Source organism: Cupriavidus basilensis, assembly GCF_000832305.1.
GTDB classification, from domain to species: domain Bacteria; phylum Pseudomonadota; class Gammaproteobacteria; order Burkholderiales; family Burkholderiaceae; genus Cupriavidus; species Cupriavidus basilensis_F.
Genome location: NZ_CP010536.1, coordinates 2,571,937 through 2,593,860, shown reverse-complemented (window position 1 = coordinate 2,593,860; position 21,924 = coordinate 2,571,937). Strand labels below are relative to the sequence as shown.

Below are 21,924 nucleotides of genomic sequence, written 5' to 3'. Positions count from 1 at the left end.
ATCAGGCGGCTATGCGTGTGCTTTGCCGGCCTTGCGGTCGTGCCAGCCCCAGGTGCTCGCGCAGCGTGCTGCCTTCGTACTGCGTGCGGAAAATGCCGCGCCGCTGCAGGATCGGCACCACGCCGTCGACAAAGTCCCGCAGCCCGTCGGGCAACGCATCCGGCATCAGGTTGAAGCCATCAGCCGCGCCGTGACGGAACCAGTGCTCGATGTCGTCAGCAATCTGCTCGGGTGTGCCCACGATCACGCGGTGGCCGCCGCCGCCTGCCAGTTCGCGGATCAGTTCGCGCACGGTGTAGCCATGACGCTGCGCCAGCGCCAGCGTGGCGTTGAAGAAGGTGTGGTTGCCGTTGCCGTTGGCGGGCAACGCGAGGTTGTGCGGCAGCCGTTCGTCCAGCTTCAGGCGGTCCGGCGTGATGCCGAGCGTGCCGGCCAGCCGCGCCAGGCTGTAGTCCCAGGGGATCAGGTCGATCAGCTCGTCGCGCCGCTGGCGGGCCTGGGTTTCGGTGGCGCCGATGATGGTGGTCAGGCCGGCCAGCACCTGCACGGCATCGGGCCCGCGCCCGAGCGCCTGTGCGCGCGCTTTGAGCTCGCGCCCGTAGGCCAGCGATTCCTCGAACGATTGCGATGCCGAGAACACGGCCTCGGCATGGCGTGCGGCCAGCTCGCGCCCGTCGGCGGAGCCGCCGGCCTGCACCACCACCGGATGGCCTTGCGCAGAGCGCGGCAGGTTAAGTGGCCCCTGGACGCTGAAATGCTCGCCATGGTGCGCGATCGGCTGCACCTTGGCGGTGTCGACGAAGCGGCCCGATGCCTTGTCGCCGATAAAGGCGTCGTCCTCCCAGCTGTCCCACAGGGCCTTGACGACGGACGTGAATTCGGCCGCCCGCGCATAGCGCTGCGCATGGTCCGGCGCCGCATCGCGCCCGAAATTGCGCGCCGACGGCACATCGGCCGTGGTGACCACGTTCCAGCCGGCGCGCCCCGCGCTGACATGGTCTAGCGTGGCGAAGCGCCGCGCGATGTTGTAGGGCTCGTTGTAGCTGGTGGACGCCGTGCCGATCAGGCCGATATGCGTGGTCGCCGCCGCGATGCTGGCCAGCAGCACCGTGGGTTCCAGCGCCGGGATCGGTCGGAAATGAATCTGGTCGACGATCGCGGCGTTGTCCGCCAGGAACACCGCGTCGAGCTTGCCGGCTTCAGCGATCTGCGCCACGCGGATGTAGTGGCGCACGTCGGTAAAGGCGGCGGGATCGCTGTCAGGCAGCCGCCAGGCCGAGGGCACAAAGCCCGAGTGCAGGATGTTGATGTTGAGGTGGAGCTGGCGCTGGCGCGCCCCGTTCGATGCACTCATTGGTAGGTCCCCGGTTCCGGATGGCCTTCGCCCAGCACCCAGCGGCCGACATTGCGGGTCTTGTACTCGGACGGGTTGTGCAAGGTATGGATGCGCACGTTGCGCCAGAAGCGGTCCAGGCCGGTCTTGCGCACCGCCGAGCGCGCGCCCGTGACCTCGAAGATCTCGCTGCAGACCTGCAGCGCGACCTCGCCGGCCAGCACGTTGGCCGCCGCAATGGCCACGGCCGCTTCGCCGCGCTCCTCGGCGCTGAGCGCTTCGCCGCGTGCGATCACGCTGTCGAGCGCAAGCAGCGCGCGGTCGGCCAGCGCGGTGGCTGCCTGGGTCTTGACCCAGAGCTCGCCGTATTGCCGGCGCACCCACGGGTCGTCCACATGGCGCTCCACGCCTGAGTGGATCCACGGGCGCGACTGATGCACCGTGTACTCACGCCCGGCGCGCAGCGCACCTTGGGCCGTGCCAATAAACACATTGAGCAGCACGCTTTGCTGCTGCAGCGGCGTGACCGTGCGGTAGGGCTCGGCCGGCGCGCCGGTGGGGTTCAACGGCACCGGCTGCCCGAGCACTTCGCTCTCGTGCACGCGCACGCCCTGATAGGTGACGCGGCCGCTGCCGGTCTGGCGCTGGCCGATGCCATCCCAGTCGTCCTCGATCACGATGCCTGCGCGGTCCGCGGGAATCGCGGCAAAGCGGCGTTCGCCGCCGTCTGCGTCTTCCCAGGCAATCGCCAGGAAGTCGGCCACGTGCGAGCCGGAGGTGAAGGGACGGTAGCCGTCCAGCACGAACCACTCGCCATCGCGCCGTCCAGACAGGCTCCTGGAAAAGCTGTTCGCCGTGTTGCCCCAGAACCAGTTGCCTTCGGCCGAGCGGCGCCAAAGGCTGGCGGCTTTCTGCGGCGCGTTGCGCAAGCGCGGGCTCAGCAGGCTGCTGTAGTGATAGCCGAACAGATGGCCGAGCGAGCCGTCCACCTGCGCGAACAGGCGCGTCATGCGCAGCACGGTCGACCAGGTTTCGCCCTGGCCGCCGACTTCGCGCGGCAGCAGCAGCGCAAGCAGGCCGTGTTCCTTGAGCAAGCGGATCTGCTCCGCGGGTTTCCCGCCGGCCTGGTCGCGGGCGATGGCGTCTTCGGCAAAGCGCTCGCGCAGCGAGACCGCGCGGGCGATGAAGGGGTTGCCGGTGTCCGGCTCGAACAGCGCGGGCGCTGGTTCGGCCTGCGCGTGAAGAAAGGCGACGTTGGCGGTCATGATGGGTCTGTCTCAGCGATAGATGGCAGGCGAGGGGAACTCGCCCGTAAGCAACCACGTGCCCACCGTGCGTTTCTTGTACTCGGCCGGGTTGTGCAGCGTGTGGGTGCGCACGTTGCGCCAGAAGCGGTCGAAGCCATTGGCGGTGGTGGCAGAACGCGCGCCCATCACCTCGAAGATCTCGTTCGATACGGCCAGGCCGGTTTCCCCGGCGTACAGGTTGGCGGTGGCCAGCGCGATGGCTACGGGCCCGCGCTGCTCCAGCGTCAGCGCCTGTCCGTAGCCATAGATGGCATCCAGGCTGCGCGCCGCCTGGTCGGCCAGCTCGGTTGCCGCCAAGGTGCGGATGGCGAGCTCGCCGTATTTGCGCTGGACCCACGGATCATCGACATGGCGCTCCACGCCCGAGTGGATCCATGGGCGCGATTGCGTGGCGGTATAGGCGCGGCCTTCGTCGAGCGCGCCCTGCGCCGTGCCCACAAACACGTTGAGCAGCACGCTTTGCTGCAGCAGCGTGGTCAGCGATGCGAAAGGGGTGAGCGGATCGTCGGGCTTGCCAAGCAGTTCATCGTCGCGCACCAGCACGCCGTTGAACGTTACGGTGCCGCTGCCGGTCTGGCGCTGGCCGATGCCATCCCAGTCATCCTCGATCACGATGCCCGCGCGATCGGCCGGCACCACGCCCATCAGGCGTTGGCCCAGCGCGTTCTCCCATGCCAGCTGGATCACGTCCGCCACATGGCTGCCGCTGGAGAAGGGCCGGAATCCGGTGACCACCCAGCCATTGTTGCCGGGGGCGCGCTGCGCACTGGACGTCTTCGACAGCGCATTGCCCGAGTTGCTCCACAGCCATTGCGCCCTGGCGGCGGCGCGCAGCCAGCGTTCCTGCTGTGCCGGCGTGCCGCGCGCCTGCACGGCGTGCACGGGCAGATGGTGGTAGCCGAAGAGGTGGGCCAGCGAGCCATCGGTACGCGCGAATTCACGCACGACCCGCAGCAGTGAAAGCCAAGATGCACCGCCCCCGCCGTACACCGCGGGAATGCCCGCTGAAAGCAGGCCGCTTTCCTTGAGCCAGCGGATTTGTTCGGTAGGCCGGCCGCCAGCCTTGTCGCGGGCGACGGCATCGGTATGGAAGGTCTCGCGCAGCACCACCGCGCGGGCGACGAAGGGATCGTTCAGGTCCGGGTCGAAGTTGGACATGCCGCGTTGTCTTCTCGAAGTTGCACCCGAGAGACGATAAAACAAGGTTGTCGCGCCACCAACGAAGCAAACCGCGCTTGCATATCCACTTTTGGGGATGGCCTCGCGCCGCCAGCCGGCGTACTTCCTTTGGCCCGGCCGCGCGGGCACGGCCGGGCTATGGCGCTATCGATCCTGCAGCGCCGGCTCCCTGGTTTCCTTTCCCGCTTCGGTGGCGCCATAACCTTCACCCTTCCACTCGGTAAAGCAGAGCCCATGGCCAAAAGGGTCGGACAGCTTCGCCTGCCGCCCCCAGGCAAAATCCTGCGGCCAGTCCTCCAGTTCGGCGCCGGCTTCCAGCGCACGTTCCACCGCGCTTTCCAGGTCCGCCACCACAAAATCGAGGTGCACCGGCGTCCGGTGCCGGCGATCGCCGCGGCGGCTGTCGGCGCGCGCGCTTGGCCTGGTGCCCGGCGCCTTGGCCAGCAGGTAGATCGGCGCGCCGCCGCCCAGCATTTCCGCCACGGAGCCGTCGAACAGCTTGCGCGCCAGGCGCAGGCCAAGGCCGTGCTGGTAGAAGCCGATGCCGTGCGCGAGGTCGTCGACGTCGATATTGATCAGCAATTGCATCGCAGTCCCCTGCTTGGAATGGGGGCGCGGCCCGTATGGAAGCACTCCGCCCGAAGGTCAGGATTGTGCGCCGGCACTCCTGACACGTACTGTCAGGAGTGTTCTACTCGGCGCCTGTGATGCGTAAGGCTGAAAGCGGTCCCCGGCGGGCCTCAGGCGCGCATTGGCGCCAGCAGTGCATTGACCATGGGTGCCAGCGCATCGCCCAGCGCGACGTGGTTGGCGGCGTCCAGGTGTACGCCGTCGACTTCGCTGCTATGGATTACCGTGCTGGTGTCGAACCAGGCGCAGCCGCGCGCGCGGCATATTTCCTGGAAGGCTTGCGCCAGCCCCACGCATTTGTGCTCGCCGCCGGCAAACTTCGGCGCCAGCGGCCCGCGCGGCGTGGTGATGGGCGGGGGCACCAGCACCAGCACCGGCGGCACGGGCATGCCGGGCTCAATGGGCGCGCCGCGGATGGTGTCGAGCAGGGCGCCGACGCCTTGCGCGGCGTGCCAGGCGTTATGCGGGTGCATGGACTGGAAATCGTTGCTGCCGAGCATCAGGATCACCAGCGCCAGTGGCGCGTGCATCTCCATGCGCTGTGCCAGGCCCTGGATGCCGTTGCGGCCCGGCTTGAAGGGATCGTCCCAGACCGTGCGGCGGCCGTTGAGGCAGTCTTCCAGTATCCGCACGGGGCGCTGCCTGCTGCCGATCCCGCCGTTCAGGGCGAGTTCCAGCCGGCCGGGCCAGCGCACCGGCCAGGGCAGGCGCTGCCGTGTGCCAGGCACGATGCCCCACGATAACGAGTCGGCGTAGACCAGTACCTGCAGCGGATCGATGGCGCAAAGGACATCGGTTCGGGTATCGGGAGACGGCAGGGCGCTCATGGGCGGGCTCCGGGAAGTTTTGCTGCGGACCTTGGCACAGACCTTCATAATATCGGCTAACCATAGATCGGGAGAGTTAAGTTGCGTTTCGAGCACTTGGTGGAGATCAACGATCCACAGAATATCCAGTTGGACACGCTCACGCCGGAGCAACTCTGGCAAGGGCTGGTGCTGCGCAGTGCCGAGCCCGAGCTGTTTGTCATTGGGCTGGACCGTGCGGAGATCGTGGAGCGGGGCGACGACTGGGTCGAGCGCAAGCTGCATTTCGGCAAGGCCACGATTCGCGACCGCGTTGTCTTCGAGCCGCGCCGTGTCGTGCGCTATGAGACCGCCCCCACCGACGAGCACGCCGGCGGCACCCTGACCATGGCGATCGAGACGCCGGGCCCGGGCGCCTTGCTGCTGCGCTTTGTCTACGAAACCACCATGCCTGCGGTGGACGACAGCGGCGATGACCGTTTCGCCGAAATCGTCAAATCGGCTTATCACGAGGCTGACCTCGACACCGTGCGCAAGATCCGCGAACTGGCCGCCCTCGGACGGCTGGGGTGAGCGAGCGGCCCTCGTCGCCTGCCGCCGGCAGGCAGCCGGGCGGCCCGACCCGGGAATCGCTGCGGGCACGCTACGGCAGCCAGCTGCGTTGGCTGGTGCTGCTGACGCTGATGCTGGGCACGGTCTCCTCGATCGTATCGTCGACCATCGTCAACGTGGCCATTCCCGACCTGAGCCGGCATTTCGTGCTGGGGCAGGACAGCGCGCAATGGGTGGCGGCCAGCTTCATGATTGCCATGACGCTGTCGATGCTGCTCACGCCGTGGCTGCTTAACCGCTACGGCTTGCGCCGCACGTTCATTGGCAGCTTGCTGCTGCTGGGCATGGGCGGGCTGGTCGGCGGATTCTCGCCCACCTATGGCGTGATGATCGCCATGCGGGTGGCCGAGGGCATTGCGGCGGGGATCCTGCAGCCGCTGCCCAATATCCTGATCCTGCGGGTGTTCGAGGAGCGCGAGCAGGGCAAGGCGGTCAGCATGTTCGGCTTTGGGGTGGTGCTGGCGCCGGCGCTCGGCCCCAGCGTGGGCGGCTTCCTGGTGGAGGCCTACGGCTGGCGCTCGATCTTCTTCGTGGTGGTACCGCTGACGCTGATCGGGCTGTGGATGGCGCGCCGCTTCATGGCGGTGGACTCGGCCATGATGGGCGAGCGCAAGCCGCTCGACTGGCAGGGCCTGGGCCTGGCCGGCATTGCCACCGTGAGCCTGCTCAACGGGCTGGTGCAGATGCGCGAGAGCGTGCCTGCCGGCACGGCGCTGGCAGCCTTTGGCGTGCTGATGCTGGTGGTGTTCGTGCTGTGGCAGTTGCGCGCGGAGAACCCGCTGATGAACATGCGCCTGTACAGCTACCGGCAGTTTTCGGCCGGGGCGGTGGTGGCTTTCATCTACGGCGCGGGGCTGTTCGGATCGACCTACCTGCTGCCTGTCTACATGCAGATGGCGCTGGCCTATACGCCGTCGCGCGCCGGGCTGGTGCTGCTGCCGGCCGGCATCGCGCTGGCCCTGACCATTGCCGCGGCGGGGCGGCTGACCCATCGCGTCTCGCCACACCTGCAGGTGTCGTTCGGGCTCGCGCTGCTGTCGGCTTCGTTCCTGCTGATGGCGATGGGGTCCCAGGCCACGCCTTACCTGCTGCTGGTGGGGTTTGCGGTGCTGGGGCGGATCGGGCTTGGCTGCATCCTGCCGTCGCTGACGCTGGGCTCGATGCGGGGCGTGGATTATTCGCTGATTGCGCAGGGTTCCAGTTGCATCAACTTCATCCGGCAGCTGGGGGGTGCGATCGGGGTAAGCCTGGCCGGCGTCGGCCTGCAATGGCGGCTGGCGGCGCAGGGCGCGGTGCTCGGTACCGACGGCGACCCGGCCGCGCGCATTCGCGCCTTCGACGAGACCTTCCTGGCGGTTGGCCTCGTCATTGCCACCGCCATCCTGGCGGCCTGGCGGATACGGCCAAGGCCGCTGGCCGAGGCCTGAAAGGGTTAGCCGGCCGCGAGCCGGCTAACCCAGCTGGCGATATGGCTTCAGGCGGTGGCGCCGCTGCGCAGGTCTTCCACCAGCGCGATGTATTTTTCCTGCGCGTCTTCCTGCGCGGTGCCCTTGAGCGTTTCCCAGGCTTCGAACTTGTAGCGGCCGACGAAGTCGGTCATGCCCGGCTTGTCGCCATGGGCGTCGCCCTCGCTGCCTTGCTTGAACAGCGCGTAGAGGCGCAGCAGGGTCATGTTGCTGGGGCGCTCGGTCAGTTGCTTGGCGTCGATCTGGGCTTGGGCAAAGCGTGCCTGCAGGTCGCTCATGGGGTTCTCCTGGCTGGATAGGGGGATGCGTTGCGGGTTCGGTGTTCGGGAAAAACCCGGTAGCCGCGATGATAGCGCCCGTCATCGCGCGTTTGAGCCGGAAGAAACCGAAGAACGCTTCAGTCCGGCGCACCCCGGGGCGGGCGCGCCGCGCGCCAGTTCAGCTTTTGAGGCTGCTCCGGATACAATCTCGCCATGTCCTGGATTCTTGCACTTGAAACCTCCACCGAGTGGTGTTCCGTCGCGCTCGGGCGCATTGCCGATGGCGGCGCCCTGGAGTGCCTGGTTCGTCATGAACACACCGGCCCGCGCTCGTCTTCCCGCGTGCTGCCGGCCGCCGGCGAGTTGCTGGCCGAAGCCGGCATTGCCCTGTCGGACTGCGCCGCCATCGCCTTTGGCGCCGGGCCGGGTTCCTTCACGGGCTTGCGCACCGCCTGCGGCGTGGCCCAGGGCCTGGCCTTTGGCGCCGATCTGCCCGTGATTCCCGTCAATTCGCTGATGGCTTGCGCCGAACGCGTGCGCCTGGGCGGGCAAGGGGTGCCGGCGCTGCCGCCCGACGTATCCGTGCTGGTAGCGCTGGACGCACGCATGGACGAAGCCTACGCAGGCGCGTTCCGCTGGGACGGCGCCGCGCAGTCGTGGCAGTCGGCGACCGACATGCAGGTGTGCCCGCCGGAGGCCGTCAGTCTGCCCAGCGGGCCGTTCTGGCTCGCGGGCAGTGCCGCTGCCGTGTTTGGCGAGCGCCTCACGGCCACGGCGCTGGCGCTGCGCAGCGTGCCCGAGGCCTTGCCCGCCGCGCCGGCCTTGGTGTCGATTGCCTTGCGCGCGCTGGCCCGCAATGAAACCGTTGCGCCGTGCGACGCCATGCCGATCTATCTACGCGACAAGGTGGCCCAGACCATCGCCGAGCGCCAGGCCGTGGCGGCGCAGCGCGCGGCGACAGCGGCGGGAGAGCAGCCGTGAGCGTGGAGCGCAACCCGCCACCGGACGCCGGCTCGGCCAATCCCGGCCAGGGCACGCATGCAGCGTGCGGCAACGGCTACGCATGGCCCGAGGTGCCGGTGATGCCAGGCGTGCCGGCGGGCTGGAGCTTAGGCCGCATGACGGCGCTGGATGTGGAAGCCGTGGCGCAGATCGAAGCCCGGGCCTACACCCACCCATGGACCCGTGCCAATTTCGAGAATTCCGTCAAGGCCGGGCACATCGGCCTGACCTTGCGGGATAACGGGGGCGTGCTGGTCGCCTACACGGTGCTGATGCCGGTTGTCGACGAGATGCACCTGCTCAATATCACCGTGGACCCGGCGCGCCAGCGCGGCGGCCTTGGCCGGCTGCTGCTGGCCGCCGCGATGGCTACCTCGCACGCGCTTCATCTGCACACCATGCTGCTCGAAGTGCGGCCCTCCAATGTGGGCGCCATCGAGCTGTACCGGGAGGCCGGCTTTGCCGAGATCGGCCGGCGCAAGGGCTATTACCCCGCAGCCGGCCAGACGCGCGAGGATGCGCTTGTGCTGCGCCGCGCGTGGGCACCCACGGAGGCCGTGCCATGAGCCGCCGCGCCAGGTTCCTCGAAGTGCTCGGCATTGCCGATGAATGGGTGCTGCGCCGCGCGCCAGCCTTGCCGGAGGCGGTCGAGCCATCCGCCATCGCGGCGCTCGCCGACCCGAGCGCGGAAGATCCCGCCGTCAATGACGACGCGGCCTCGCGCGAAGCGGCCCAGGCCGCCGTGACGCTCGCCGCCGTTGCCGACGCTGGCGCGGACGAAGCCCAGCCCGAAGCGCAGGCCGAAGCAGTGCCTCGCGCATGGTCGGCACAAGCCGATATGGAAGCGGGAGTGCCGGCCATGGCCGAAGCCGCCGTCGCGCGCATGCCGCTTGAGCCTGCGGTGGCGGTGGCGGTGGCAGATACCGGCACGCGCGAAGCCGTGATTGCGCGCCTGGACTGGGCCGCGCTTGCGCAGCGGGTCTCCGGCTGCACCGATTGCCAGTTGTGCGATGGCCGCACCCAGACCGTGTTCGGCGTGGGCGACCGCCAGGCCGAATGGATGCTGGTCGGCGAAGCCCCGGGAGAAAACGAGGACCTGCAAGGCGAGCCCTTCGTGGGCCAGGCCGGCAAGCTGCTCGACAATATGCTGGCGGCGGTCGGCCTGGCGCGCGGGCGCAACGTGTTCATCGCCAACGTGCTGAAGTGCCGCCCGCCCGGCAACCGCAATCCCGAGCCGGAGGAGGTCGCCCAGTGCGAGCCTTACCTGCGCCGGCAGATCGCGCTGATCCAGCCCAAGCTGATCGTGGTGCTGGGACGCTTTGCCGCCCAGTCCCTGCTGCGCACCACTACGCCGATCGGCAAGCTGCGTGGCACCGTCCATAGCTACGAAGGCATTCCGGTGGTGGTGACCTATCACCCGGCCTACCTGTTGCGCACCTTGTCCGACAAGGCGCGTGCCTGGGAGGACCTGTGCCTGGCCCGCGAGGTACATGCCCGTGCGGGAGCCAAGGCCTGAGTTCGCGCTGAGCCCCGGCGGCGCCATCGAGATGGCGCCGCTCTGGCGCCATGCCGTCTCGCAGCGCCTGCGCGAGCTCGCCTGGTGCTCGCTGTCGCCTCCGCTGCTGGCATTCCTGCCGACGGACGACGCAGGCAACGCCATCATCAATGGCAACGCCCCCAGGCATTCGCCAGCGGCGCTCGCGCGCTGGCCGGAAGGGGCGCTGGCCGCCTGGCAGCGTTGGCTGCCCGCTGCCGACCCCGCCGCGCTGCCCCCCACCATCGCCGAACTTGCCGCAGGCCTGGAGCAGCAGCGCGTGCGCGGCCCGTCGCCCGCGCCCAGCCTGCGGCTGGGCCGGCATGCGGAGCGCTTGCTGCAATTCACGCTGGAACACGCCGAGGGGCTGGAGCTGCTTGCGGCGAACCTGCCGGTGCGCCGTGCCGGCGCGCATGGCGTGCAAACGCTGGGCGAGCTCGATTTTGTCTGGCGCGACGTGGCCAGCGGCGCCACCGTGCACTGGGAGATGGCGGCCAAGTTCTACCTTCTGGTCGAGCCTGCGACGCACGGCGCACCGCGCGGCGGCGGGCCCGGCGCTGCCATGCTGGACCGCCATTGCTTCGTCGGCCCTAACCTGGTGGACCGCCTGGGCGACAAGCTGGATCATATCGTGCGCAGGCAACTGCCGCTGTCACGCACCCCCGAGGCCTTGGCGCTGCTGGGCCGTCCTGTCGACCGCAGCGAGGTCTACCTGCTCGGCTGGCTGTTCTACCGGGACGGCGTGGTGCCGCAGTCCATCGGCAGCCTGGGCATCGCGCCGGATCACCTGCACGGATGGTGGTCCACCTTGCCGGACTGGCTGGCCTGGGCTGGCAAGCGCGAAGGCTCGCGTTGGTATCGGCTGCCGCGCTCGGCGTGGATGGCCCCGGCCAGGGTGGCGCAAGCGCATACGGAAACCGCCGAGGCGATTCATGAGGCACTGGCGCTGCGTTTTGCGGAGACGCATCACGAGAAGAACTGGCGCCGGGAAGCACCGGTGATGTTGTGCGAGGTAGAGCCGGCGGGGCAGCCCGGCGTGTGGCGCGAACGTACCCGCGGGTTTGTGGTGCCGCCGGGATGGGAGGAGCGGGCGCGCGAGCGCATCGCCAGGCCGGTGGGCTGAACCGGCCCGTGGCGCAAGCGACGCTTAGTGGTGCTTGTCCTCGCCGATCATGGCGAGCGAATTGAAGTTGCGCACGTTGTAGCGGTGCTGGCGCATCACCAGCAGCATGGTGGCGCACACGAAGATGCCAAAGGCCACGATGACAATGCCGATCGGCACATTGAGCTTGATCAGCAGCGCGTACAGGCACAGCATCAGCAGCACCGAGACGTTCTCGTTGAAGTTCTGCACGGCAATCGAATGGCCGGCCGACAGCAGGACGTGCCCGCGGTGTTGCAGCAGCGCGTTCATCGGCACCACGAAGTAGCCGGACATGCCACCCACCAGCATCAGGAAGACGTAGGCGATCGCCATGTACAGCGGCATGTGCATGCCGAGCACATCCAGCGAAATCTCGGGCAGGCTGTGCTTGGTGTAGAAGGCCATCAGCATCACCACCACGCCCATCGCCACGCCAAACGGCAGCACCGACAGCGACTTGCGCAAAGGGATGCGCATGGCCGCCATGATCGCGCCTACCGCCACGCCCACCGCCACCACCGCTTGCAGCAGGGCGCCTTGCGACAGGTTCAGGCCGAGCGATTTTTCCGCCCATTTCAGCACGATGAACTGCAAGGTGGCGCCGGCACCCCAGAACAGCGTGGTCACGGCCAGCGAGATCTGGCCGAGCTTGTCGCGCCACAGGGCGGTAAAGCAATCAGCGAACTCGGCGATCAGCTTGATCGGGTTCTTTTCCTGCTGCGGGTAGCGGGCGCCCGTCTCGGGGATGAACAGGTTGAATACGGCTGCGATCACGTAGAACATCATGATCACCACCATGGCCGCCTCGGCCGGGGTGGTGATGCCTGTGTCGACGTAGGGCACGTCGATGCCGAGCAGAAGTTGCGAGATATGCACCGAGATCAGTGCCCCGCCCACCACCGTGCCCAGGATGATCGAGCACACCGTCAGGCCTTCGATCCAGCCATTGGCGGCGACCAGTCTCTCGGGCGGCAGCAGCTCGGTGAGAATACCGTACTTGGCGGGCGAGTACGCCGCTGCGCCGAACCCGACGATGCCGTAGGCCAGCAGCGGGTGCAACCCGAACATCATGATGGCGCACCCCGCTATCTTGATGGTGTTGGTGATGAACATCACCTTGCCCTTGGGCATCGAGTCGGCGAAGGCGCCCACGAAGGCAGCCAGCACGACGTAGGACAGTACGAAGAACAATTTGAGCAGCGGCGTCATCCACTGTGGAGAGTGCAGCTCGGTCAGAAGGGCGATAGCGGCGATGAGGAGCGCATTGTCGGCCAGCGATGAGAAGAACTGCGCGGCCATGATGGTATAAAAACCCTTCTTCATACTTTGGACTCTATCTCCATCGCTATCACCGTACATGCCAGGCAGCAGCGCGCCGCTGGGTGCTGTTGTTGCCTGTAGGGAACCTGGGCCCGCGTCGTTGTCCAAGTGATGCCCGGGCCAGCCGTGGGATCGCTGCGCAGCTTGCCTGACCGTGTTCGACATATTGCATCACTTTTAAAACATGGCCGGAACGTCCGGCTTTATAACACGAAAAGAAGGCGATTCCGAGCTTCCACGGGCCGCCGGTTGGACAGCGCAAGCGCGCAGCGATTCCCTAAATGTTTGCCCTGATGTGTTCAAATAACGTCTGTGCGAAGCGCTGCGCGTACCGGGTCTTCCCGGATATGGTGCATCCACGCGGCGGAAGTGATCCGGCCAGGCTGCCAGGATCCCCGTCGCCCGGCCGCGCCGCAAGCCACTGGAAGCACAAAAAGCCGCAGTAAAGCCGTAGTAAAAAGCACTAGAAGCGATCTCATGCCAAGACCCATTCACGCCGTCATTCATCAACCGGCCCTGGCCAACAACCTGGACGTAGTGCGCCGTTGCGCACCCCAGTCGCGCGTCTGGGCTGTGATCAAGGCCAACGCCTATGGCCACGGCATCCGCCGGGCATTCGCCGGCCTGCGCGCCGCGGACGGCTTTGGCCTGCTCGACCTGAACGAAGCCGTGCTGCTGCGCGAGTTGGGCTGGCAAGGCCCGATCCTGCTGCTAGAGGGTTTCTTCCAGCCGCAGGACGTGCCCTTGCTGGAGCAGTACCGCCTCACCACCGCGGTGCATTGCGAGGAGCAACTGCGCATGCTGGAAGTGGCGCGTCCCAAGGGGCCGCTGGGCATCCAGCTCAAGCTCAACACCGGCATGAACCGGCTGGGCTTCCGCCCGGAGCAGTACCGCACAGCCTGGGAGCGTGCGCGGACCCTGCCGTGCGTGGGAAGTATTGTGCACATGACCCATTTCTCGGATGCCGACAGCGCGCGCGGCATCGCGCACCAGCTGGAAGTCTTCGACGCCACCACCGCCAACCTGCCGGGCGAGGCCAGCTTGTCCAACTCGGCCGCCACGCTGTGGCATCCCCAGGCCCATCGCGCCTGGGTCCGTCCCGGGGTGGTGCTGTACGGTGCCTCGCCCACGGGCGTCGCGGCCGATGTGGCCAGCTTTGGGCTGCAGCCGGCCATGTCGCTGCACAGCGAGCTGATTTCGGTGCAGGACCTGCAGCCGGGCGATACCGTCGGCTATGGCTCTCTGTTCACGGCCGAGCGGCCGATGCGCATCGGCGTGGTGGCCTGCGGCTATGCCGACGGCTATCCGCGCCATGCGGCAGGCTGGGGCGACAAGCCCGCGCCGGTGCTGGTCGACGGCGTGCGCACCCGTCTGGTGGGCCGGGTCTCCATGGACATGATCTGTGTCGACCTGACGCCTTGCCCGAGGGCCAAGGTGGGCAGCGCCGTGACCCTGTGGGGCCAGGGCTTGCCGATCGACGACGTCGCCGTGGCCAGCGGCACCGTGGGCTACGAACTGATGTGCGCGCTGGCGCCCCGGGTGCCCGTCACTGTGGCGACCCTGACCACGCCAGAGCAGTCTGCGCTGGCCTGAGCGGCCATGCGGGCAGGGGCCGGGCCCTTCGTCCCGGCCCAGGCGACCGATCCCGGGCCCCCGCGCATTGCCTTGCGCATCCTCTTCAGCATCCCCTAGGACCTCAGTTGGCTAAGCCCAAGAACGTCTATACCTGCACCGAGTGCGGCGGCACCTCGCCACGCTGGCAAGGCCAGTGCCCGCAGTGCCAGCAATGGAACACGCTGGTGGAGAGCGTGGCGGAAACTCCTTCGACCAAGCGCTTCCAGCCGCTGGCGGCCTCGGCCATGGTGCAGCGCCTGTCCGAGATCGACGCTGCCGACGTGCCGCGCTTTTCCAGCGGCATCGAGGAGTTCGACCGCGTGCTCGGCGGCGGCCTGGTGTCGGGCGGGGTGGTGCTGATCGGCGGCGATCCCGGCATCGGCAAGTCCACCTTGCTGCTGCAAGCCCTGGCGAACCTGTCCGCGCAGCGCCGCGTGCTGTACGTCAGCGGCGAGGAGTCCGGCGCGCAAATCGCACTGCGCGCGCAGCGCCTGGGCGTGGACAGCCCGCACCTGGCGCTGCTGGCCGAGATCCAGCTCGAGAAGATCCAGGCCACGCTGGAGGTGGAAAAGCCCGAGGTCGCGGTAATCGATTCGATCCAGACCTTGTTCTCGGATGCGCTGACCTCGGCGCCAGGCTCGGTCGCCCAGGTGCGCGAGTGCGCGGCGCAGCTGACCCGGATCGCCAAGAGCACCGGCACCACCATCATCCTGGTCGGCCACGTGACCAAGGATGGCAGCCTGGCCGGCCCGCGGGTGCTGGAGCACATTGTCGATACCGTGCTGTATTTCGAGGGTGACACGCACTCCTCGCACCGCCTGATCCGGGCCTTCAAGAACCGTTTTGGCGCGGTCAACGAGCTGGGCGTGTTCGCCATGACCGAGCGCGGCCTGCGCGGGGTCAGCAACCCGTCCGCACTGTTCCTGTCGCAGCATGAGCAGGTGGTGCCCGGCTCCTGCGTGCTGGTGACGCAGGAGGGCACGCGCCCGCTGCTGGTGGAGGTGCAGGCGCTGGTCGATACCGCGAACGTGCCGAACCCGCGGCGCCTGGCGGTGGGCCTGGAGCAGAACCGCCTGGCCATGCTGCTGGCGGTGCTGCACCGCCATGCCGGCATTGCCTGTTTCGACCAGGACGTCTTCCTCAACGCCGTGGGCGGGGTCAAGATCACCGAGCCGGCGGCCGACCTGGCGGTGCTGCTGGCCATTCACTCCTCCATGCGCAACAAGCCGCTGCCACGCGGCCTGGTGGTGTTTGGCGAAATCGGCCTGGCCGGCGAGATCCGGCCCAGCCCGCGCGGGCAGGACCGCTTGCGCGAGGCGGCCAAGCTGGGCTTCTCGATCGCGGTGATCCCCAAGGCCAATGCGCCCAAGCAGAAGATCGAGGGCCTGGAAGTGATCGCGGTGGAGCGGCTGGAGCAGGCGATCGACCGGGTTCGGCATATGGAGTGAGGCTTTCAGCCCATTCCTGGCCTTTTTCCCGCAATTTTGGGTATATTCCGAAGCACTTTTTAGTCGGAGTTCATCCATGCGCATGTTCAACGTCCGCCGGCAAGCCGGCGCGCTAGCCGCGATCGGCTGCGCCGCCTCGCTGCTCTCGGTGTCCGGCGCCGCCGCCGCGGCCGATGCTGCCAAGGCGTTTTTTGACGCGGCGCTGTGCAAGCCGCCCTACACCACGAAATCCGCCACCGCGCTTTACGAGGCCGCCGAGAAACTCGCCAAGCCGGATCTGTCCAGGCTGGGCGCGGCCATCTACAAGCTGCCGCAGCCGATCGGGCAGGACGGTTTCCAAAGCGATGAAGTGGTATTCGCGGGTACGTCGGCGGGTGTGCTGGTGCAAGGCATGCAGGCCGAAGCGCTGGCCGCGCGCTACCAGCTCAAGCAGGAGCCTTCGACGTTGCTGGGCACCGCCACCAAGGGCTTTGCCCGCGCTCTGCCGGCCGCTCAGCAGCCCCTGCCCGATCTCGGCACCGTTTCCGTCGTGGCGCGTGAAAGCGCCGCGCTGCCTGGCAAGACGCTGCTGATCTGCGAGCTTGTCAGCCACGCGGATGCGAGGGCGCTCAAGGCCTACGAGCGCAGCCGGGCGGAGCAGGGCGCCGCTGCGCGCTGACGCTGGCCCAGGAGAACTTGCCACCATGACGAATCAACGCCCTTCGGCGCCAGGCGCGGCTGGCCATGAGCCGGTCGTGCTGGAAACCGCGCGGCTGCGCCTGCGCCAGTGGCGCGAGGCGGATTTCGCACCTTTTGCCGCGCTCAATGCCGATCCTGTGGTGATGGCGTGTTTCCCCGCTGCGCTGGAGCGCGCGGCCAGCGACGCCATGGCGCTGCGCTGCCAGGCGCTGATCGCGCAGCGGGGCTGGGGCTTTTGGGCGGTGGAGCGCAAGGCCGATGGCGCTTTCATCGGCTTTGTGGGCCTGCATGAGCCTGCCGCTGCGTTGCCGTTTTCGCCCTGCGTGGAGATCGGCTGGCGCCTGGCGCGAGCGCACTGGGGGCAGGGCTATGCCTCGGAGGCGGCGCAGGCCGCGCTGCGCTTCGGCTTCGAGCAACTGGCGCTGGCGGAAATCGTCTCCTTCACTGCGTTGCCCAACGCCCGTTCGCGGGCCGTGATGGAGCGCCTGGGCATGGTGGCGGATGGCACCTTCGAGCACCCGGGCGTCGCGCCGGACAGCCCGCTGCGCAAGCATTGGCTCTACCGCTTGCCGTCGGCGCGCTGGCATGCGTCAATCCGCCGCAAGCCGCGTCTTGCCCATCGCAACGGATTGGGCGGGCATGGTCCGCAAAATCGGTAATAATGTGCCTCGTATTGCGCGCCGGCGCATGTCGCCCGGCCTTTTTCCGCTAGTGAGCCATGCAAGCCAATTCCCGTAGTTTCTTTTTGCTGATCGCCGCGATTTCGTTCGGCCTGGTCGGCTATGCCCTCTACCTGCAGCATGTGGAGGGCTACCAGCCTTGCCCGCTTTGCGTGATGCAGCGCTTTGCCTTCGTCGGCATCGGCCTGTTCTCGCTGCTGGCCGCCATTGCGCAGAACACGCGCAGCCTGTGGCAGGGCCTGGGCATGTTGTCCGGCGTGGCCGGCATCGCGGTGGCGGGCTATCACGTGTCGCTGCTGCTCAACCCCAAGGCCAGCTGCGGCATCGATCCGCTGGAGAACTGGGTCAACCAGCTGCCCACGGCCAAGATCCTGCCGCAGGTGTTCTACTCGGATGGCATGTGCACCACGCCGCTGCCTCCGATCTTCGGCCTGTCGATCCCGGCGTGGTCGCTGATCTGGCTGTTCATCCTGTCCGCCACGCTGGCGGTCGGCATGATCCGGCGCGAGAAGAACTACCGCTGATCTGCCTGGCGCGCACTGGCGGCTGCCGGCGCGCGCATCCCGGGGGCTGCGGCCCCCGGGCACCCTTCCCACGATCAAACGATCAGCTCGATCTGCTCCTGCAGCTCCAGCCAGCGCTCTTCCAGCGTGTCCAGTTCGCCACCGACCTCGCCCTGGCGCTTGAGCATCTCCAGCAGCTTTGCCTTGTTGGCCTCCGCATAGCTGGTTTCGTCGGCCATGAAGGTGTCGATCTCGCTCTTGGCCTGCTGCAGCACGGCCATGCGCTTTTCCACCTTTTCCAGCTCCTTGGCCAGCGGCTTGCGCAATTGCGTCAGGCGCTGGCGCTCGTCGGCCTCGGCGCGGCGCTGGTCGCGGCGGTTGGCGGTGGCTGGCGCTTCGCCGTCTTCCTGCGCGTGCGCCGCGGTAGCCGCGTTGCGCTTGGCCGCGGCTTGCTTGAGCAACCAGTCGCGGTAATCGTCCAGGTCGCCGTCGAAGGGCTGGATGGTGCCGTCGGCCACCAGCAGGAACTGGTCGGTGGTGGCGCGCAGCAGGTGCCGGTCGTGGGAGACCACGATCAGCGTGCCTTCGAACTGCGCCAGCGCCATGGTGAGGGCCTCCCGGGTGTCGAGGTCCAGGTGGTTGGTCGGCTCATCCAGCAGCAACAGGTTGGGCTTTTGCCAGACGATCAGCGCCAGCGCCAGGCGCGCCTTCTCGCCGCCGGAGAACGGCTCGATCGACGCGGTGGCCATTTCGCCGCGGAAGTTGAAGCTGCCGAGGAAGTCGCGCAGTTCCTGCTCGCGGGTGTCCGGCGCGAGCCGGGCCAGGTGCTGCAGCGGCGACTCGTGATCGCGCAGCGTTTCCAGTTGGTGCTGGGCAAAGTAGCCGATCTGCAGGCCCTTGCCCTGGCGCAGCGTGCCGGACAGCGCTTGCTGCGTGCCGGCCAGCGTCTTGACCAGGGTTGACTTGCCCTGGCCGTTGGCGCCGAGCAGGCCGATGCGCTGGCCGGTCTGGATCGACAGCGTGAGGTTGTGCAGGATGGTCACGGGCGGCGCGTCTGGCGCGGGAGCGGGATAGCCGCAGTCCACGCCTTCGAGCACCATCATCGGGTTGGGCGCCGAATCCGGCTCGCGGAACTCGAACGCAAAGCCCGCGGCGATATGCACCGGCGCCAGCCGCTCCATCTTCTCCAGTGCCTTGACCCGGCTCTGCGCCTGGCGTGCCTTGGTGGCCTTGGCCTTGAAGCGGGTGATGAAGGATTCGAGGTGGGCTATTTCCTTTTGCTGGCGCGAGTAGGCGGACTGCTGCAAGGCCATCTGCTGCAGGCGCAGCGTCTCGAACTGGCTGTAGTTGCCGCCGTAGCGGCGCAACTGCTGGTTTTCGATGTGCACGGTGACATTGCAGATCGCATCGAGGAATTCGCGATCATGGGAAATCATCACCAGCGTGCCCGGATAGCGCGCCAGCCAGTCTTCCAGCCAGACGATGGCGTCCAGGTCCAGGTGGTTGGTGGGCTCATCGAGCAGCAGCAGGTCGGACGGGCACATCAGCGCCTGTGCCAGGTTCAGCCGCATGCGCCAGCCGCCGGAGAACGAGGCTACCGGCTGCGATACCTGCGCCAGCGTAAAGCCCAGCCCCAGCAGCAAGGCCTGCGCGCGTGCCGGCGCGGTGTAGCCGTCGGCATCGGCAAAGGCGCCGTGGGCATCGCCCTCGGCGCTGCCATCGCCGCTGGCCTGGGCCGCGGCGATGCGCGCTTCGATGTCGCGCAGCCGGGTATCGCCGTCGATCGTGTAATCCACCGCACTGCGCATTACGGCGGGGGTTTCCTGCGCCACGTGGGCAGTACGCCACTGCGGCGGGATGGCCACGTCGCCGCCGTCCGCCTGCAATTCGCCGCGCAGCATGGCGAACAGGGTCGACTTGCCGCTGCCGTTGGCACCGACGAGGCCGACGCGCTCGCCGGGGTTCAGCGTCACGCTGGTGTGGTCGAACAGCACCTTGGTGCCGCGCTGGAGGACTAGCTGGTCGATTCGGATCACGGGAGGGGAAAGGCTGAAGAAGGCTGCGGGTCTGGGGCGGTTGCCCTTGTAGCTCGAAATCTAACCGGCCCCGGCATGGCACGGGGCAAGCCGGCATTGTAGCTGCTTCGTATGGCGGCGCCCCCAGAACGCTCGGTGCATGGCCGGCTCCGTTTTCGATGTTCCTAGGTGAAAACCCTTGGCCTGGTAAAACTCTATTTTCATGGCATGGGGTTTGCGTGTAAATTTATTTACATAGATCCGCGCCGGATGAAAACGCTGTTTCCCGCCGCGCGGATCTCCGACCAACCCAATGCACGCGCCATGACCAACGGTAACGGTACTCACGGTTCTGCCGGAAAAAACGGCAGCAACGGCAGCGCTTCGATCGCGGAGCGCATCGCCCGCGCCTTGCCCACGCTCACGCCAGCGCACCAGCGCATGGCGGAGTACGTGCTGGGCAACCCGTTTCGCGCAGCCACCATGCGCATCGACGAATTCGCCGATGCCGTGGCGGTGTCGGTGGCCACCGCGAACCGCTTCGCACATGCGCTGGGCTTCGAAGGCTTCCCGCAGTTTCGCGCCGAATTGGTGCGCGGTTTCGAGGCAACGCTTGCACCAGTTGAGAAATTGCGCACCGAACTGGCGCGTCCCGCCACGGTGGCCGAAGTGTTTGCCGCGTCGCTGGAGGAGGATGTGCGCAACCTCGAAGCCTCGCGGCGCGCGCTCGATGCCGAGACCTGCGAGCGCGCGGTGGAGGCCATCCTGGCAGCGGAGCGCATCTTCGTGGTGGGCTTTGGCGCCAGCGGCTTCCTGGCAGGGCTGTTGCAGCATGGGCTGGATATGTCCTGCCGCACCGTGATCTCGGTATCGGGTGCGGGCGGCGCATCCACCGCGGCGCGCCAGTTGTTCAAGCTGCAGCCGCGCGACCTGCTGATCGTGATCGGCTTTCCGCGCTATGTGTATGACACCGTGGCCATCGCCAAGCGTGCACGCTCGCATGGCGCGCACATCCTGGCGCTGACCGACGGGCCCACTTCGCCGCTGGCGCCACTGGCCGATATCGCGCTGTACGCCCAGACCGGGCGCCAGCTTTCCGCCAATTCGGATGCGGCCGTGCTGGCCTTTATCGAGGCGCTGTGCGGCGCGGTGGCGTATCGCGCCGCGCATGCCGTCAAGGCCGCCGCCGAGATGACCGACTTCCTGCTGCCGTGGCTGCACGGCGCGCCTCCCGGACAAGGACGGGATGCGCACGAACCGCGCGAACCACGCCGCGACGCAGCAGCCGAAGGCCGCGCCAAGGCAGCCACGGCACGCCGCAAAAAGACTTCCCCGAACGCATCGTGAACCTCATGAACACCCCAGTCATTGCTATCCACGGCGGCGCCGGCACCATCACCCGTGCCGCCATGAGCCCCGCCAAGCAAGCCGAATACACCGCCGCGCTGAGCGCCGTGCTTGAAGCCGGCCAGCGCGTGCTGGCCGATGGCGGCAGCGCGCTCGACGCTGTCACCGAGGCCGTGCGCCTGCTGGAGGATTGCCCGTTGTTCAATGCCGGCCGCGGCTCGGTGCTGACCCACGCCGGCACCTATGAGCTGGACGCGGCGATCATGGACGGCGCCACGCTGGGCGCCGGCGCGGTGGCCTGCGTCAAGCACCTGCGCAACCCGGTGCTGGCCGCGCGCGCGGTGATGGAGAAGAGCCAGCACGTGCTGTTCGCCGGTGAGGGCGCCGAGGCCTTCGCGCAAGCGCAGGGCCTGGAACTGGTGACGCCGGACTATTACTTCACGCAGGCGCGCACCGATCAGTGGGAACGCGCCCGCGCAGGCAGCGGCACGACCCTGCTGGACCACGACGCCGCCACGCTGGCCGCGGAACCCATCGACCCGGACACCAAGTTCGGCACGGTTGGCGCGGTGGCGTTCGATGCGCAGGGGCGCCTGGCCGCCGCGACTTCCACCGGAGGCGTGACCAACAAGCAGGTCGGCCGCGTGGGCGATACGCCCATCGTCGGCGCCGGCTGCTTTGCCGACGATGTGGCGGCGGTGTCCGCCACCGGCACCGGCGAAATGTTCATCCGCACCGTGGCCGCGTACGACGTGGCGGCGCAGATGCGCTACGCAGGCGTGCCGCTGGAAGAAGCCGCACGCCGCGTGGTGATGGAAAAGCTGCCTGCCATCGAAGGGCGCGGCGGCCTCATCGCCGTGGACCGCGAAGGCAACGTCACGCTGCCGTTCAATACCGAAGGCATGTACCGCGGCTTCGCCCGGGTGGGCGAGCCGGTCAATGTGTGGATCTACGGCTGAGCGCGCGCGCGTACGGCAGCGGCATCCGCATGGCAAGCAAAGCATCAAGCACTGCACCAAGCAAAGCACCAACAAAGCATCAACCTA

The 21,924-nt window shown here is 67.8% G+C and carries 21 protein-coding genes; 13 read left to right on the top strand and 8 right to left on the bottom strand.

The window, feature by feature from the left end; genetic code table 11:
- Position 1: 1 nt before the first annotated feature.
- The 5 genes from RR42_RS12100 to RR42_RS12080 form a co-directional block, all read right to left on the bottom strand.
- Complete coding sequence (locus RR42_RS12100) at positions 2–1,354, bottom strand: LLM class flavin-dependent oxidoreductase (RefSeq protein WP_043347050.1); 1,353 nt, start codon at positions 1,352–1,354, stop codon at positions 2–4.
- Positions 1,351–2,598 (bottom strand): acyl-CoA dehydrogenase family protein, encoded by a 1,248-nt coding sequence (locus RR42_RS12095; RefSeq protein WP_043347047.1) that lies wholly within the window; start codon positions 2,596–2,598, stop codon positions 1,351–1,353. The genes RR42_RS12100 and RR42_RS12095 overlap by 4 nt, the downstream gene beginning before the upstream one ends.
- Before the next feature lie 12 nt (positions 2,599–2,610).
- Positions 2,611–3,798, bottom strand: coding sequence for an acyl-CoA dehydrogenase family protein (locus RR42_RS12090; RefSeq protein ID WP_043347044.1), 1,188 nt, complete (start codon positions 3,796–3,798; stop codon positions 2,611–2,613).
- Positions 3,799–3,963: 165 nt separating this feature from the next.
- On the bottom strand, positions 3,964–4,407 hold the full coding sequence (locus RR42_RS12085; protein WP_043347041.1) for a VOC family protein: 444 nt from the start codon (positions 4,405–4,407) through the stop codon (positions 3,964–3,966).
- A gap of 152 nt (positions 4,408–4,559) precedes the next feature.
- The gene (locus RR42_RS12080; RefSeq protein ID WP_043347039.1) at positions 4,560–5,276 is read right to left on the bottom strand and encodes an SGNH/GDSL hydrolase family protein; all 717 of its coding nucleotides are present in this window, start codon (positions 5,274–5,276) and stop codon (positions 4,560–4,562) included.
- Positions 5,277–5,357: 81 nt separating this feature from the next.
- Between RR42_RS12080 and RR42_RS12075 the strand changes: the two genes are divergently transcribed.
- A complete protein-coding gene (locus RR42_RS12075) occupies positions 5,358–5,828 on the top strand; it encodes an SRPBCC family protein (RefSeq protein ID WP_043347037.1) in 471 nt (156 codons plus the stop codon).
- Complete coding sequence (locus RR42_RS12070; protein ID WP_043347032.1) at positions 5,825–7,294, top strand: DHA2 family efflux MFS transporter permease subunit; 1,470 nt, start codon at positions 5,825–5,827, stop codon at positions 7,292–7,294. Before RR42_RS12075 ends, RR42_RS12070 begins: the two co-directional genes overlap by 4 nt.
- Before the next feature lie 47 nt (positions 7,295–7,341).
- Here the strand turns inward: RR42_RS12070 and RR42_RS12065 are convergent, their stop codons facing one another.
- Positions 7,342–7,611, bottom strand: coding sequence for an acyl-CoA-binding protein (locus RR42_RS12065; protein WP_043347030.1), 270 nt, complete (start codon positions 7,609–7,611; stop codon positions 7,342–7,344).
- A gap of 195 nt (positions 7,612–7,806) precedes the next feature.
- Between RR42_RS12065 and tsaB the strand changes: the two genes are divergently transcribed.
- The 4 genes from tsaB (at position 7,807) to RR42_RS12045 (ending at position 11,252) form a co-directional block, all read left to right on the top strand.
- Positions 7,807–8,574: a tRNA (adenosine(37)-N6)-threonylcarbamoyltransferase complex dimerization subunit type 1 TsaB gene (gene tsaB, locus RR42_RS12060; protein WP_043347026.1), complete on the top strand. Its 768-nt coding sequence runs from the start codon at positions 7,807–7,809 to the stop codon at positions 8,572–8,574.
- Positions 8,575–8,675: 101 nt separating this feature from the next.
- Complete coding sequence (rimI, locus tag RR42_RS12055) at positions 8,676–9,161, top strand: ribosomal protein S18-alanine N-acetyltransferase (RefSeq protein WP_052494794.1); 486 nt, start codon at positions 8,676–8,678, stop codon at positions 9,159–9,161.
- The gene (locus RR42_RS12050) at positions 9,158–10,111 is read left to right on the top strand and encodes a uracil-DNA glycosylase (RefSeq protein ID WP_043347022.1); all 954 of its coding nucleotides are present in this window, start codon (positions 9,158–9,160) and stop codon (positions 10,109–10,111) included. Before rimI ends, RR42_RS12050 begins: the two co-directional genes overlap by 4 nt.
- Positions 10,086–11,252: a DUF1853 family protein gene (locus RR42_RS12045; RefSeq protein ID WP_043347020.1), complete on the top strand. Its 1,167-nt coding sequence runs from the start codon at positions 10,086–10,088 to the stop codon at positions 11,250–11,252. The genes RR42_RS12050 and RR42_RS12045 overlap by 26 nt, the downstream gene beginning before the upstream one ends.
- Positions 11,253–11,276: 24 nt before the next feature.
- On the opposite strand, the gene lplT is transcribed toward RR42_RS12045, so the two are convergent.
- The gene (lplT, locus tag RR42_RS12040; RefSeq protein ID WP_043347018.1) at positions 11,277–12,596 is read right to left on the bottom strand and encodes a lysophospholipid transporter LplT; all 1,320 of its coding nucleotides are present in this window, start codon (positions 12,594–12,596) and stop codon (positions 11,277–11,279) included.
- A 474-nt stretch (positions 12,597–13,070) separates the two neighbouring features.
- Here lplT and alr point away from each other — a divergent pair, with 474 nt between their 5' ends.
- The 5 genes from alr (at position 13,071) to RR42_RS12015 (ending at position 17,537) form a co-directional block, all read left to right on the top strand.
- Entirely contained in the window at positions 13,071–14,186 is a 1,116-nt protein-coding gene (gene alr, locus RR42_RS12035; protein ID WP_043347015.1) for an alanine racemase, read from the top strand.
- A gap of 107 nt (positions 14,187–14,293) precedes the next feature.
- Positions 14,294–15,655, top strand: coding sequence for a DNA repair protein RadA (gene radA / locus RR42_RS12030; protein ID WP_006161974.1), 1,362 nt, complete (start codon positions 14,294–14,296; stop codon positions 15,653–15,655).
- Between the two features lie 76 nt (positions 15,656–15,731).
- Positions 15,732–16,313: a hypothetical protein gene (locus RR42_RS12025; protein WP_063778414.1), complete on the top strand. Its 582-nt coding sequence runs from the start codon at positions 15,732–15,734 to the stop codon at positions 16,311–16,313.
- A gap of 25 nt (positions 16,314–16,338) precedes the next feature.
- Positions 16,339–16,992 carry a GNAT family N-acetyltransferase gene (locus RR42_RS12020; protein WP_052494607.1) on the top strand — a complete coding sequence of 218 codons (654 nt, stop codon included), beginning with the start codon at positions 16,339–16,341 and terminating at the stop codon, positions 16,990–16,992.
- 59 nt (positions 16,993–17,051) lie between these two features.
- On the top strand, positions 17,052–17,537 hold the full coding sequence (locus tag RR42_RS12015; protein WP_006161979.1) for a disulfide bond formation protein B: 486 nt from the start codon (positions 17,052–17,054) through the stop codon (positions 17,535–17,537).
- A gap of 74 nt (positions 17,538–17,611) precedes the next feature.
- Here RR42_RS12015 and RR42_RS12010 read toward each other — a convergent pair whose 3' ends face one another.
- Positions 17,612–19,552, bottom strand: coding sequence for an ATP-binding cassette domain-containing protein (locus tag RR42_RS12010; protein ID WP_043347007.1), 1,941 nt, complete (start codon positions 19,550–19,552; stop codon positions 17,612–17,614).
- Between the two features lie 303 nt (positions 19,553–19,855).
- On the opposite strand from RR42_RS12010, the gene RR42_RS12005 reads away from it, so the two are divergent.
- Both RR42_RS12005 and RR42_RS12000 read left to right on the top strand, forming a co-directional pair.
- Entirely contained in the window at positions 19,856–20,878 is a 1,023-nt protein-coding gene (locus RR42_RS12005) for a MurR/RpiR family transcriptional regulator (protein ID WP_052494793.1), read from the top strand.
- A 5-nt stretch (positions 20,879–20,883) separates the two neighbouring features.
- Positions 20,884–21,837 carry an isoaspartyl peptidase/L-asparaginase family protein gene (locus RR42_RS12000; RefSeq protein WP_043347006.1) on the top strand — a complete coding sequence of 318 codons (954 nt, stop codon included), beginning with the start codon at positions 20,884–20,886 and terminating at the stop codon, positions 21,835–21,837.
- Positions 21,838–21,924: the final 87 nt, after the last annotated feature.

Excerpts from the sequence above, each read along its gene's own strand:
- RR42_RS12025 (WP_063778414.1), top strand. The coding sequence starts at position 15,732 with ATGCGCATGTTCAACGTCCGCCGGCAAGCCGGCGCGCTAGCCGCGATC.
- RR42_RS12015 (WP_006161979.1), top strand. The coding sequence starts at position 17,052 with ATGCAAGCCAATTCCCGTAGTTTCTTTTTGCTGATCGCCGCGATTTCG.
- RR42_RS12085 (WP_043347041.1), bottom strand. The coding sequence starts at position 4,407 with ATGCAATTGCTGATCAATATCGACGTCGACGACCTCGCGCACGGCATC.
- RR42_RS12020 (WP_052494607.1), top strand. The coding sequence starts at position 16,339 with ATGACGAATCAACGCCCTTCGGCGCCAGGCGCGGCTGGCCATGAGCCG.
- RR42_RS12000 (WP_043347006.1), top strand. The coding sequence starts at position 20,884 with ATGAACACCCCAGTCATTGCTATCCACGGCGGCGCCGGCACCATCACC.
- RR42_RS12050 (WP_043347022.1), top strand. The coding sequence starts at position 9,158 with ATGAGCCGCCGCGCCAGGTTCCTCGAAGTGCTCGGCATTGCCGATGAA.
- RR42_RS12095 (WP_043347047.1), bottom strand. The coding sequence starts at position 2,598 with ATGACCGCCAACGTCGCCTTTCTTCACGCGCAGGCCGAACCAGCGCCC.
- RR42_RS12080 (WP_043347039.1), bottom strand. The coding sequence starts at position 5,276 with ATGAGCGCCCTGCCGTCTCCCGATACCCGAACCGATGTCCTTTGCGCC.
- RR42_RS12090 (WP_043347044.1), bottom strand. The coding sequence starts at position 3,798 with ATGTCCAACTTCGACCCGGACCTGAACGATCCCTTCGTCGCCCGCGCG.
- RR42_RS12005 (WP_052494793.1), top strand. The coding sequence starts at position 19,856 with ATGACCAACGGTAACGGTACTCACGGTTCTGCCGGAAAAAACGGCAGC.
- tsaB (WP_043347026.1), top strand. The coding sequence starts at position 7,807 with ATGTCCTGGATTCTTGCACTTGAAACCTCCACCGAGTGGTGTTCCGTC.
- rimI (WP_052494794.1), top strand. The coding sequence starts at position 8,676 with ATGCCAGGCGTGCCGGCGGGCTGGAGCTTAGGCCGCATGACGGCGCTG.
- alr (WP_043347015.1), top strand. The coding sequence starts at position 13,071 with ATGCCAAGACCCATTCACGCCGTCATTCATCAACCGGCCCTGGCCAAC.
- RR42_RS12065 (WP_043347030.1), bottom strand. The coding sequence starts at position 7,611 with ATGAGCGACCTGCAGGCACGCTTTGCCCAAGCCCAGATCGACGCCAAG.
- lplT (WP_043347018.1), bottom strand. The coding sequence starts at position 12,596 with ATGAAGAAGGGTTTTTATACCATCATGGCCGCGCAGTTCTTCTCATCG.
- RR42_RS12045 (WP_043347020.1), top strand. The coding sequence starts at position 10,086 with ATGCCCGTGCGGGAGCCAAGGCCTGAGTTCGCGCTGAGCCCCGGCGGC.
- RR42_RS12100 (WP_043347050.1), bottom strand. The coding sequence starts at position 1,354 with ATGAGTGCATCGAACGGGGCGCGCCAGCGCCAGCTCCACCTCAACATC.